The sequence below is a fragment of the Gemmatimonas aurantiaca T-27 genome (assembly GCF_000010305.1).
Classification (GTDB): domain Bacteria; phylum Gemmatimonadota; class Gemmatimonadetes; order Gemmatimonadales; family Gemmatimonadaceae; genus Gemmatimonas; species Gemmatimonas aurantiaca.
Genome location: NC_012489.1, coordinates 195,893 through 207,906, shown reverse-complemented (window position 1 = coordinate 207,906; position 12,014 = coordinate 195,893). Strand labels below are relative to the sequence as shown.

Genomic DNA, 12,014 nt, shown 5'->3' with positions numbered 1-12,014 from the left:
TACCTCGCGTCTCGGAACGACCCTGCCAATACTGTCGACACGAAGATGAGCATGCCATGCCAAACGCGACCAAATTTCCCAACGCACTTGTTGTCATCACCGGCGCTGGCCGTCCCAGCCAACTCGGTGAAACCCTCGCCGCCCACTTTGCGGCGACAGGTTTCTCCCTCGCGCTGATCGGCCGCACGCTGGATGAAGCGCAGGCCCGTACCGCTGAGTTGACCGCATCACCATCCGGCCAGCGCTTCACCGCCCACGCCGCCGACCTGGCCAGTCCAGCGGCCGCCGAATCGGTGGCAGCCGAGGTGTTGTTGGCGCACAAGACGAGCCGTGTGCATGCTGTCGTCTGCGTTGCCGGCGGGTTTGGCGCGACGGGCCCACTCGACGAAGCCGATCCCGACGCCTGGCACCAGCAATTCGCCATCAACGTCGACACGGCCTTCGCCACCACGCGCGCGTTCCTGCCCGCCCTGCGGGAGGCCAAAGGCAGTCTCGTCTACTTTGGCTCCGCGTCGGCGCTGCCAGGCGGTTCCCCCAAGGGCCTCGCCGCCTACGCCGCTGCCAAAAGTGGTGTGCTTGCCCTCATGCGCACGGTCGCACTCGACGAAAAAGCTCACGGTGTGCGCGCCAACGCCGTGGCGCCAACCGCCATCCGTACGGCGACCAATCTCGCCGATATGGGAGACAAGACGTTTTACGTGGAGCGCGAATCGGTGGCCGACGTGGTAGCCTTCCTCGTGAGCCCAGCCGCCCGCAATATCACGGGGCAGGTCATCACGCTGGCGTAACACCGTCACAACGCCAGCCTTCCTGTCGGATCCCTTTCGCAGTCGCTCTGTGTCCGTCGATCGCAACGCGCCCTGCCCCTGTGGCTCAGGCCGCAAGTTCAAGAAATGCCACGGCGCCGCCGTGCCCCCCGAAGTCGCGGCCCTGCCTGCGCCCGAACGCGAGCGCCTGCAGCGCGCCGTGCAACTCATCGAGCGCGATCGGCGCATCCATCAGGAGCTGCTCGACTGGTGTGATCGCAAACTCGGCGCCGAGTGGGCCAATGCCGCCCTCGATCAATTCGCCGGTGGCCCCGACAATGAACTCTCTGAATACGACGAGAGTTTCTACGCCCACTGGTTGCTGCATCATCGCCCGGCCTCGGCCACCACGGCCACGCCCGCCGTGCAATGGCTCGAGATGCAACGCGCCCGTCACGGCGCACGCATGGATGCCGACGTGGACGCGCTGCTCATCGCGCAACACGAGTCGCGCATCGGACTCTGGCGCGTGACGCAGGTGGACGTGGGAGTCGGTTACGGCCTGCACGACCTGCTCACCGGTACCACGGCCTTCGTGTACGACGATGCGGGCACACTGGGTGAACAACCCGACGATGTCTGTCTCGGTTACGTGCTCACGCTCGACGACATCCAGCTCATCCTCGGCACACATCTCGACCTGCTGCCCATGGACGAAGCCGAGCAGATCGCACAACAAGTGCGCGACATGGCCGGTGTGGCCACAGATCGTGCATCGGCCGCCCGCGTGCCACGTGAATTCCTGGCCGATCCGCTGCTGCACGTGACCCTGCGTCATGCGTGGCACGAACGTGCATCGGGGTACTGGAATGCCGCTGGCCACGGCGGAAGCCCCCTCCACGATGGTATCCTCGGCGAACCTCCCGGAGAGTCCACATGAAACGTCGCGACTTTGTCTCCACGTCCTTCGGTGCGGCAGGCGCCATCGCCTCCGGCGCCCTGATCCCCTCCTTCTCACCCGCCCACGCCGCCGAGCCCCTGCCCATGACCGACATCGCCTCCAACGCTCCGCGCGCCACTCGCAAGATCCTCATTGCCGGCGGCGGTTTCCGGACGAAGTTCATCGGCTACATGGCGCAACTCACCGGCAAGTCACGCCCGCGGATCTGCTTCTTGCCCACCGCATCGGCTGATGCGCCAGAGACCTCCATCGGCTTTTTCCAGGCCTGCGCACCACTCAACGTGGAGCCGTTCGTGCAGAACGTCTTCATCGAAAGTCTTTCGCAGACCCAAGGCTGGGATGAAGTGCTGCTTTCGGCCGACGCCATCGTCTGCTCCGGCGGCAACACGCTCAATCAACAGGCCATCTGGAAAGCGCAGGGTATCGATGTCGTGCTGCGCGAAGCCTGGGACCGCGGCATCGTACTCGGTGGGGCGTCAGCGGGTTCGCTGTGCTGGTTCGAAGAAGGCACCACCGACTCGCGCCCGAAGGCGCTGTCCATCGTGAAGTGTCTTGGCTTCCTCAAGGGCAGTCACTCACCGCACTACGACGCCGAAGCCGGTCGCCGTCCGCTGTACCACAAGCTGATCGGCTCAGGAGAGATGAAGCCTGGCTATGCCTGCGACAACGATGCCGGCATCTACTTCGAAGACAACGCAGTGAAGCGGGTCGTGCACACCCGCGCCGACGCCAAGGTGTACTACGTGAGTGTCGAGAACGGCAAGGTGACGGAGAAGGTGATGCAACCCGAGATGCTGTAGCCGTGACGTACACACCTGAAACGGTTCCGTTTCCTTCGCTCGAAGACATCCGCGCCGCGCGTGAACGTCTCGGGAATCGTGTGATCACCACACCGGTTCGCCGCATCTTCGACGACGCCCTCTCAGCCGAAGTGGGCGCCACCACCGGCGTGTGGCTCAAGGAAGAACTCTTCCAGCACACCGGCAGCTTCAAGCCGCGCGGTGCACTCACCGTGATGGCCGAGCTCACACCGGAAGCGCGCGAGCGCGGCGTGACCGGTGTCTCCGCGGGCAATCACGCCATCTCGCTCGCCTACTCGGCACGGCAACTCGGCACGACCGCGAAGGTGGTCATGCCCCGCACGGCAAACCCGTATCGCATTCAGCTCTTCCGCGATCTCGGTGGCATCGCCGAACTCGTCGACACCATTCACATCGCCTTCGAGCGTGTCGAAGAGATCATCGCCGACGAAGGCCGCACGCAGGTGCATCCGTTTGAAGGCCCACTGACTGCACTGGGCACGGCCACGGTCGGCCTCGAGTTCATGGAGCAAATGGCGGAGGTGAACACCGCACTCGACGCCATCATCGTGGCTTCCGGTGGCGGCGGTCTCACCGGCGGCATCGCCTGCGCGGTGAAACAGTGGCGTCCCACGACAAAGGTGTACGTCGTGGAACCCGAAGGCGCCGACAGTCTCTACCGCAGCTTCCAAGCCGGCTCCCCACAGACCATCGAAGCCGTACGCACGATCGCCGACTCTCTTGGTTCGCCACGCTCAGAGCCGTATTCGTATGCGCTCAACAAACGCTTCATCGATGACATCGTGCTCGTGAGCGACGACCAGATCCGCGATGGCATGCGCACGCTGTTCCGCAGCGCCAAGCTGGTGGTCGAACCCGCAGGTGCCGCAGCGATGGCCGCCCTGCGCTTCCCATTGCGTGAACAACTCGCCGGCCAACAAGTCGGCGTCGTGGTCTGCGGGGGTAACACCGATATCGCCACCTACGCCAAACACCTCCAGCCGTAGTCTTCCCGTAGTCCACCGTCGTTCCAACTCCCGCTCTTCCCCGTAGTCCCAGCTCCCGTCATTCCAGCTCCCGTTCCCCCAGCTCCCGTCCCTCCAGCTTCCGTAGTTCCAGCCCCCGCAGTTCCATCTCCCGCAGTTCCCATTGTCCCCGCCTAGCGCCCGCCGCACGCCTCGCCCACCTTTCACCGCGATGTCACTCGCCGCCCGCCGCCGCCCGGCTGCGCGTGGAGTCATCCTCGATCGCTCGCTCGAGGAACTCCCGCTCTTCCGTCTGAGCGACTCCGCAGACGATGTGCCCGTCTCGTTTACTACCGAGAACGGTGGGCGCTGGCGTGTTATCCCCGCGCCTGGCGATCGCCTGCCCGGTACTTTCGACCAGGACGTCTACGTCGAGCTGCTGCACCGCTATCACGAAGCGGGCGCCCCGGCCGACGGGGCCATCACCTTCACCCTGCACGCCTTCCTGCGCTCCATGGGCCGCCGCGCCGATGGGCGCACCTACGAGCAGCTCCGGGCCGCCCTCTCCCGACTCGAACGCACCACGCTCGAGTCGATCGGCGCCTACTGGTCGGCGCAGTCCGCCCACGCCGATACCAGCTTCACGGTCCTCTCCACCGTCTCCGTGCAGCGCCGACGGGTGGCCGACCGCGAACAACTCCATCTGTTCGGCAACCTGGCCGCCGGCGAACCCGGCGACGCCCGGGTCACGCTGTCAGGCACCCTGCGCGCCAATCTGGCCGCGCGACATGTGGTGACGATCTCCGCGGCACGGTATCACGCCCTTTCGTCCCCGGTTGCCCGTCGTCTGTACCGCATCCTTGAAGTGGCCCGGGCCGATGGACGCCTCTCCTGGCGTATTCCCCTCGAGCGCCTGGCCGAGCAGTTGCCGCTGACCCAGCGATACCCTTCCCACCTCCAGCGCGTCCTACAACCAGCGCACGAAATGCTGTTGAGTGCCGGGCTGGTGCGGGACATCGCCATTCGGCAGTACGACCGGCAGTGGCACGTGGATTACGTCCTCGGTTCCCGGCCGCGCGACGAAAGCTGAGCTCAGCGGGTAGGGGAAGGTGATACAGACCGGTCCCTTCGGATATCGACCGGGAACAGCACCTTTTCCGACGCGTACGTAAGAGCAGTACTTTTCTGGTCCTTCCTTCGAGAGACCCCGCATGACCCGGAATCGCAAGGCGGCACTGGCCGCGATCGTGCTCGTCCCCCTGCTCGCCTCGGGCTTTGCCCTGCAGGCCAAGGCAACGCGCGGCGGTGCACAACTACTCGACCAGGTGCTGACCTTCGTGGCTCTGCGTTACGTCGACACGCTCGACGCGCAGCAGCTCTACGAAAAGGCCGCCCGCGGGCTCGTGAAGGAGCTCAACGACCCCTACACCGAACTCTTCACGCCCAAGCAGCTCGAAGAGTTCTCGCGTAACACCAACGGTCGCTACGCCGGTATCGGCATGGAGATCGTGAAGGTTGGCGACTACGTGACGGTCAACAAGGTCTTCCCCAATTCACCGGCCGAACAGGGCGGTGTGCTCGAAGGGGACAAGATCGCCAACATCGACACCACCAACACCCGCGGCTTCAGCACCCAGCAGGTGCAGAACAAGCTGCTCGGTCCGATCGGCACGCCCGTCAACGTGCAGTTCCTGCGTGTCGGTGTGTCACAGCCGGTCAAACTCAACTTCAAGCGCGCCGAGATTCACGTGCCGGCCGTGCCGTTCGCCATGATGCTCGACGAACGCACCGGCTACGTGCCGCTCACCCGCTTCTCCGAACAGACCACCGAAGACATCGCCAACTCCGTGCTGGCGCTGCGCAAGAAGGGCGCGAAGGGCGTGATCATCGACCTGCGCGGCAACCCGGGCGGCATTCTCGAGGAAGCCTTCTCGATGTCCAACCTCTTCCTGCCGAAGGGGAAGGAACTGCTTTCGGTGCGTGGACGGGGTGAGTTCCAGAAGTTCGTGTCGCAGCAGGATCCACTCGCCCCCGACGTGCCGCTGCTCGTGCTCGTCGACGGTGGCTCGGCCTCGGCTTCGGAAATCGTCGCCGGCGCCCTGCAGGACTACGACCGCGCCTACGTGCTCGGCACCACATCATTCGGAAAGGGCCTGGTGCAGTCGGTGTACAATCTCGACGGCGGGTACGCCCTCAAGATCACCACGGGCAAGTGGTACACGCCGTCGGGTCGCTCCATCCAGAAGGAGCGGAAGTTGAACGCCGATGGCCAGTTCCTCGAAGTTCAGCCGGACTCCCTGGAAACGGATTCCGTCCGCAAGGCGCGCCCCACGTACAAGTCCGCCTCGGGCCGCACACTGTATGGCGGCGGTGGTATCACGCCCGACATGATCCTCGCGCCGGATACGCTGACCAGCGCCGAACAGACGCTGCGGCGCGCATTGCTGCCGTACTTCGGCAAGTATCAGGGACATATCCTGGCCGTGGCCGAAGACCAGAAGGGCAAGGTCCGTCCGGACTTCGTCGTGAACCCGGCCTGGCGTGAAGAGGTGTATCGTCGCCTCACGGCCGACACGGTCAAGATCGACAAGGCTGTGTGGGACGCCGGCGCCAGCGACGTCGATCGGTTCATCGAAGACCGGGTGGCCAAGGTCGCGTTCGGCGACACGCTGGTGCTGCGCCGCAACCTGCGCATCGACAACCAGCTCCGCCGCGCGGTTGAACTGATGCGCAAGGGCACCACGCAGCAGGAGATCTTCGCCGCCGCTGCGCAGGAACCGGTCGCCAAGCCCGCCGCAACGCGCCGCAGCGGAAACTGATTTTGTAGTCGCCGAGGGGGCCCCTCGGTAGAAGTGCTGATTGCCGCATGGGCAGAACCGGTCTTACGGTTCTGCCCATGTCTATTTCTCCCCGCCTCCCGGCGCACACCGCGATCGCCTCTGCCATCGTGCTGTTGTCCGCCGCCTGCAGCAGCCCTGATTCGGCTGCCAGGGACACCGCGGCTACCGCCGCCACCGCCGATTCCGGCGCGCTGAACATCGCCGTGACAGCCGATTCTGGTGAAGCGCACCTCACCAACATCCGGCAGATCACCAACGGCGGTGAAAACGCCGAAGCCTATTTCAGCCAGGATGGGCAGTGGCTGACATTCCAGTCCACGCGTGACGGTCGGGCCTGCGACCAGCAGTATGTCATGCGGGTCGATGGCACCGGGCTCACCAAGGTGTCGGTGGGTGGCAAGACCACCTGCGGCTGGTTCCTGCCCGGTGGCAACAAGCTGTTCTTCGCCTCCACGCATGCGGCCGACAGCGCCTGCCCGCCGCGCCCGGATCCGTCGAAGGGGTACGTGTGGGGCATCGACAAGTACGACATCTACACGGCCGATCGTGATGGTCAGAACCTCACGCGCCTGACCAACTACGGCGTGTATACGGCCGAAGGCGTGCTCTCGCCCGATGGCAAGCGCATCGTGTTCACGTCGCTCAAGGACGGAGATCTCGACATCTACACCATGAATGTCGATGGCACCGATGTGAAGCGCCTCACCACCACGCCGGGCTACGACGGCGGTCCGTGGTGGTCACCCGATGGCACGAAGATCGTGTATCGCGCCTGGCACTACGACAACGACACGGATCTCAAGGCGTATCAGGAGCTGCTCAAGCAGAACATGATCCGCCCGAACAAGATGGAGCTGTTCGTCATGAACGCCGACGGCAGCGATCAGCGGCAGATCACCAAGCTGGGCGGCGCGAACTTCGGCCCATCATGGACCCCAGACGGGCAGCGCGTGATTTTTTCGTCGAATCACAAGAATCCGCGCAGCCGCAACTTCGATCTCTACATTGTGGGCCTCGACGGCAACAACCTCGAGCAGGTCACCACCAATGGCGAGTTCGATGGCTTCCCGATGTTCAGCCCCGATGGCACGAAGCTGATCTGGGCATCGAACCGCGGCGCAGCCAAGGAAGGTGACACGAACCTGTTCATCGCCGAGTGGAAGAACTGAACCACGCGCAGATGCGCTGAGCGGCCCACGCACACACGAAGGCCCCGTCGGGATGTCCGACGGGGCCTTCGTGTCATCAGAGATGTTGGCAATGCCGCAGCGATGCCGCCGCGATGCCTGGATCAGGCGGCGGGTGCGGCCTGCACGTCGATGCGCAGCTTCACTTCATCGCTGACGAGCACACCACCGGCTTCGAGCGCCACGTTCCAGACCAGGCCCCACTCCTTGCGCGAGATCTTCGTCTCGAGCTCGGCCGACACCTTCTGATTGCCCCACGGATCCTTGGCCGGACCACCAATTTCGCCCTTGAGCGTTACGGACTTGGTGACGCCACGAAGCGTCAGGTCACCGGATGCCGTCACGTCATCGCCGCTGCGATCGAACGAGGTCAGCGTGAAGGTGGCCTTGGGGTGATTGCCCACGTCGAAGAAGTCCGCGCTACGCAGGTGCTCGTCGCGCTGGCTGTTCGACGTATTGAGCGAGGCCACATCGACTTCCACCGTCACGCTCTTTACGACGCCATTCTCCTCGTCGATCGTTCCCGTGAACTGGTCGAAGGTGCCACGGACCGTGGAAATGCCCATGTGCTTCACGGCGAACTGGATCTGACTGTGCGCTGGATCAAATGCCCACTGCATACTGACTCCCTGTTATTCGGTTGTGATGCCACCATCTCAGTGGTGAGAATACTAGCAATTCAAAAGGCCCCGTCAAGAGGCCCTTTGTCGCACTCAGCGCAGGTCTTCTGGCGGGGCCATCTGTGCGGCGGCCCTGCCCATCGCCTTCAGGATTTCCGTCGCGACCTTCTGGTCTTCGATCGAAATGCCACTCATCACCCGCGCGAGCTCCTGCGCGTGCGTGGGAAACATCTCCACCACCTGCTCGCGTCCGCGCTCCGTCAGCGCGGCATAGCGCGCACGGCGGTCACTGTCGCAGGTGCGACGCTCCACCAAGCCCTTGGCCGTCAATCGGTCCACGAGAAAGGTGATGCCACCACTCGAGACGAGAATGCGCTTCTGGACTTCGCCCAGCAGCATGGGACCACGATGATACAGCGCTTCGAGAATGCCGAATTCAGCAAGCGTCAACCCATGACGGGCGACGTGCGCAGCAGCATGGGCAGTCACTGCTGATTGGGCGCGATTCATGATCACCCACAGCCGCAGCGCCGACAGCGTGGTTTCGTCGACGTCGGGCTCATGCGCTTCAGGATGCCGCAGAGCCGAGTGATCGCTGATTGGTTGAGTAATGGTTGCCATGATTCTCTATAGCCTCGGCAATCCAAGCCAAGTCCGCAAGGGCTAAGATGATAAGCAGTGCAGTAACAGGGCCGAAGCGCACCTGATGCCTATGGTAACCCGCAAAACGGGGTTGGCAAAATGTGCATACGATCATTGTAACCATCAAAAGCCACAAACATTGGTTACGCCGAACATGAAAAAATGGTGATGACGGTGCACAATCGCGCAAGGGCGGTTTAGGTTACGCACGTCGGCCACCCTGACGGGCCGGCGCACTTTACGCGAGGAGGCGTGATGCGTAAGCCACGACCGAACACGTACAACCCGGCACAGGCGCTGCACTTGATCGCGGCGGACCGTACTGGGCTTCCTTTGAGCTGTCCGTCCTGTTCCGGGCACATCGACCGCGACCCTGTTGCTCATCCGCCCCCACCGCACTCGCATGTCACGTTGACGTGCAGCAATTGTGGCCGGTTGGCACGGTACATCGCAGGTCTGAACTGATCCTTCCAGCCGACGCTGTACGCCTGTAGCACGCTTTCAGCATCGTCTCTGACGCAAGAACGCCCCGACCGGATCTCCGGCGGGGCGTTTGTCATGCTGGTCGTCTACGGCCAATCACGCGCCGACGAATGTCTTACCAGTTGATCGTTCCCTGCTTGCTGGTATCCACGTCCTCGTTCTGACCCGCCTTGAACAGAAAGGCGTCCATGTTGCGCGTCAGAAAGGTGCGCGCCTGCGGGTCCATCACGTTCAGGCCGTAGTGATTGATCAACATGGTTTGCTGCTTGAGCCACTGGCCCCAACAATCCTTGCAGATCTCTCCAACGATGCGGGCGCCGATGGCGCCGGGGAACGGCGGACGTTCGAACCCTTCACGGGTCTGTCCGCAACGAGTGCAGGAGATGTCGGCCATGCTTACTCCGAGATCCGCACGTGGGTGCCCTGCCGCGCGTACTTCACCTGCGCGAGACCGAAGAACGACAGCAGCGTGATGTACATCCAGCCGATGTCGAATTCGAACCAGCGGTGCGCGAACTTGGCCGAGTGCGGATCGGCGTGGTGGTTGTTGTGCAACTCCTCACCGGCAATGATGATGCCGATCGGGGAGATGTTGCGGCTTTCGTCCTTCACGTCGTGATTGCGGTAGCCCAGCGCGTGGCCGATGCCGTTGATGACGCCCGCAGCCCAGAACGGGATCCAGATCATCTGCACGGCCCAGACGACGGGGCCGGTGAACCAGCCGAACAGCCAGATGTCGATGGCCAGCATGACCAGAATGCCGACACTGGAACGCTTGTCGAGCAGGTGCCGTTCGATCCAATCCTCAGGCGTGCCCTTGCCGTACTTCTCGAGCACTCCCGGCTGACGTACCGCCTTGCGATAGAAGAACGCGCCCTTGAGCAGAATATTGCGCAGTCCTTCCACCACCGGGCTATGCGGATCGCCTTCCCGGTCGGCAAACGCATGATGCTTCCGATGACAGGCCACCCACTCCTTGGTCCGGATCGCTGTCGTCAGCCACAGCCAGACACGCATCGGCAGTTCGACCAACCCATGGAACTGCACCCCGCGATGGGTCTGCGAGCGGTGCAGGAACAAGGTGACGCAGATGTTGGTGAGATGACCGGCAACAAGGATGAAGACGACCGGCTTCCACCAATCGGTCCCCCAGCTTCCGAACTCGGGCATGTAGCAACTCCAAACGGTGATCAAGATCGGGTTGCCCGGACCGGCCATCTTCACGACGGACCGCTCGGGCATAGCCTGAGAAAATTAGTGCCCGGCGTAGGGCCGTGTCACCTGTCGGAGCAAATGGACGCCAATGGACGGGAATGGAACGAAGGGTTGCCAACCGGCCGCTGCGCGGCGAAAACCGCAGGAGTCCAAGGGAAAGCCGCATGGACAGCATTTGGAGAACGGCGGGAGTGCCAACAGGAAATTCGCCCACCAATTCCCACACGCTTCTGCCCTTCATTGCCCAGCCCTTTCATCCATTCATGTCCTGCAGTGTTCGCCGCGCAGCGGCAACGCGGTAACCCTTCAAATCCCCACCCCGCCCTTCACGCCGTCCCCTCAAATCGCCGGAACCAGGCAATGGCGGCATCGGCGACCGTATCCCGGCAGTAGTCTGCTGAAATGATGTGGCCACAACCGGTCAACCACTGCTGTTTCTTGATCGCACTGCCAATGCGCACGAAATAGCGCTCCGCATCGGCCGCGGCGATGCGATTGTCCTCGCGTGATTGCAGATACAGCGTGGGCACCGTCAGCGTGGGCAACGCGTCATGCGCCGCCAGTGCGACCGTGCGAAGACCGGCCAGCGCTCCAGGCGTGACGATACCCGGGCCCAACGCCTTGGCGCGGGCCGCCGGGTCGTGAATGGAGCGCTCGGCTCCCTTGCTGCGGTGATACAGCGTAAACGGCGCCAACAGCGCCGCGGCATACGTCTGCCAGCGCATATCGAACGGCATGCCGAGGTACGGTGCCAGCAATACCAGCGCACGAACCTCCGCGTGGTCATGGGCTTCGAGCGTGGCCAGTGCACCACCCATGCTCTGTCCACAGAGATGCACGACACTGTGCGTCCGTCGCAGGGCGTCGTATGCCTCGCGGACCGCACGACGCCAGTTCACGGCATGGCCGTCGCGTGCCAGTTCGGCCAACGATCCACCATGGCCCGGCAGCCGCGGTACGTCCACCGTGTAGCCGTCGTCATTGATGCGCATCGCCAGATGACGCATCGACTGTGGCGTGTCATTGAATCCGTGCAACACCAGTACCGCGCGGTCATTGGTGCCCCGCAACAGGAAAGGCTCCGCACCACGCACGATGCCCTGAGCATCACGCGGGCGCCGAGCCTCGTCGGCTTGCTCGAAGCGCGCGCCGATTGCAGCCCGTCGGGCGCTCAGGTTAAACATGGGATCAGCCCCACTCGATCAACCGCGCGCAATCAGTAGCGGGGAATGTCGGGGTCCACCTGATGACTCCAGGCATCGATACCGCCTTCGATGTTGATGAGCTGTTGAAACCCCTGCTGCACCAACCAGTTGGCAGCCATTTCGCTGCGCATGCCGTGGTGACAGAGCAGCGCATACGGGCGCTCCGGGTCGAGCGACTGCACACGACCCGGCAGCTCCGACAGCGGGATCAACTCGCTCGGTTCGATGTGCGCGATACCGTACTCCCACGGTTCGCGCACATCGATGATCTGCAACTGCGTGTCCCCATTGAGTCGTGCCACAACTTCGGCGGGAGACAGATACTCGACAGCCATGATGGTGGTGATGTT

General features: G+C 63.4%; 13 protein-coding genes and 1 pseudogene. 8 read left to right on the top strand and 6 right to left on the bottom strand.

What is annotated here, in order from left to right; genetic code table 11:
* Positions 1-56 precede the first annotated feature (56 nt).
* The 8 genes and pseudogenes from GAU_RS20135 to GAU_RS00865 all read left to right on the top strand — a co-directional run bounded on the left by GAU_RS20135 (position 57) and on the right by GAU_RS00865 (position 7,481).
* Positions 57-788 (top strand): SDR family NAD(P)-dependent oxidoreductase, encoded by a 732-nt coding sequence (locus GAU_RS20135; RefSeq protein ID WP_012681666.1) that lies wholly within the window; start codon positions 57-59, stop codon positions 786-788.
* A gap of 49 nt (positions 789-837) precedes the next feature.
* A pseudogene (locus GAU_RS22955) lies at positions 838-903 on the top strand (SEC-C metal-binding domain-containing protein); the annotation flags it as partial.
* 6 nt (positions 904-909) lie between these two features.
* A complete protein-coding gene (locus GAU_RS00890; RefSeq protein WP_231847947.1) occupies positions 910-1,686 on the top strand; it encodes a hypothetical protein in 777 nt (258 codons plus the stop codon).
* A complete protein-coding gene (locus tag GAU_RS00885) occupies positions 1,683-2,507 on the top strand; it encodes a peptidase E (RefSeq protein ID WP_012681664.1) in 825 nt (274 codons plus the stop codon). Before GAU_RS00890 ends, GAU_RS00885 begins: the two co-directional genes overlap by 4 nt.
* A 2-nt stretch (positions 2,508-2,509) precedes the next feature.
* Entirely contained in the window at positions 2,510-3,514 is a 1,005-nt protein-coding gene (locus GAU_RS00880) for a threonine ammonia-lyase (protein WP_012681663.1), read from the top strand.
* A 190-nt stretch (positions 3,515-3,704) separates the two neighbouring features.
* On the top strand, positions 3,705-4,562 hold the full coding sequence (locus tag GAU_RS00875) for a replication initiator protein A (protein WP_012681662.1): 858 nt from the start codon (positions 3,705-3,707) through the stop codon (positions 4,560-4,562).
* Positions 4,563-4,683: 121 nt separating this feature from the next.
* On the top strand, positions 4,684-6,291 hold the full coding sequence (locus GAU_RS00870; protein ID WP_012681661.1) for a S41 family peptidase: 1,608 nt from the start codon (positions 4,684-4,686) through the stop codon (positions 6,289-6,291).
* Between the two features lie 77 nt (positions 6,292-6,368).
* Positions 6,369-7,481 (top strand): PD40 domain-containing protein, encoded by a 1,113-nt coding sequence (locus GAU_RS00865; RefSeq protein WP_156798841.1) that lies wholly within the window; start codon positions 6,369-6,371, stop codon positions 7,479-7,481.
* A 122-nt stretch (positions 7,482-7,603) separates the two neighbouring features.
* Here the strand turns inward: GAU_RS00865 and GAU_RS00860 are convergent, their stop codons facing one another.
* The 6 genes from GAU_RS00860 to GAU_RS00835 all read right to left on the bottom strand — a co-directional run bounded on the left by GAU_RS00860 (position 7,604) and on the right by GAU_RS00835 (position 11,999).
* Entirely contained in the window at positions 7,604-8,119 is a 516-nt protein-coding gene (locus tag GAU_RS00860) for a YceI family protein (RefSeq protein WP_012681659.1), read from the bottom strand.
* A 93-nt stretch (positions 8,120-8,212) separates the two neighbouring features.
* On the bottom strand, positions 8,213-8,740 hold the full coding sequence (locus GAU_RS00855; RefSeq protein WP_012681658.1) for a MarR family winged helix-turn-helix transcriptional regulator: 528 nt from the start codon (positions 8,738-8,740) through the stop codon (positions 8,213-8,215).
* A 619-nt stretch (positions 8,741-9,359) separates the two neighbouring features.
* Positions 9,360-9,638 (bottom strand): oxidative damage protection protein, encoded by a 279-nt coding sequence (locus GAU_RS00850; RefSeq protein WP_012681657.1) that lies wholly within the window; start codon positions 9,636-9,638, stop codon positions 9,360-9,362.
* Positions 9,639-9,640: 2 nt separating this feature from the next.
* Entirely contained in the window at positions 9,641-10,414 is a 774-nt protein-coding gene (locus tag GAU_RS00845) for an acyl-CoA desaturase (RefSeq protein ID WP_156798840.1), read from the bottom strand.
* 371 nt (positions 10,415-10,785) lie between these two features.
* On the bottom strand, positions 10,786-11,643 hold the full coding sequence (locus GAU_RS00840; RefSeq protein ID WP_012681655.1) for an alpha/beta hydrolase: 858 nt from the start codon (positions 11,641-11,643) through the stop codon (positions 10,786-10,788).
* Between the two features lie 32 nt (positions 11,644-11,675).
* Positions 11,676-11,999 (bottom strand): rhodanese-like domain-containing protein, encoded by a 324-nt coding sequence (locus tag GAU_RS00835; RefSeq protein ID WP_012681654.1) that lies wholly within the window; start codon positions 11,997-11,999, stop codon positions 11,676-11,678.
* Positions 12,000-12,014: the final 15 nt, after the last annotated feature.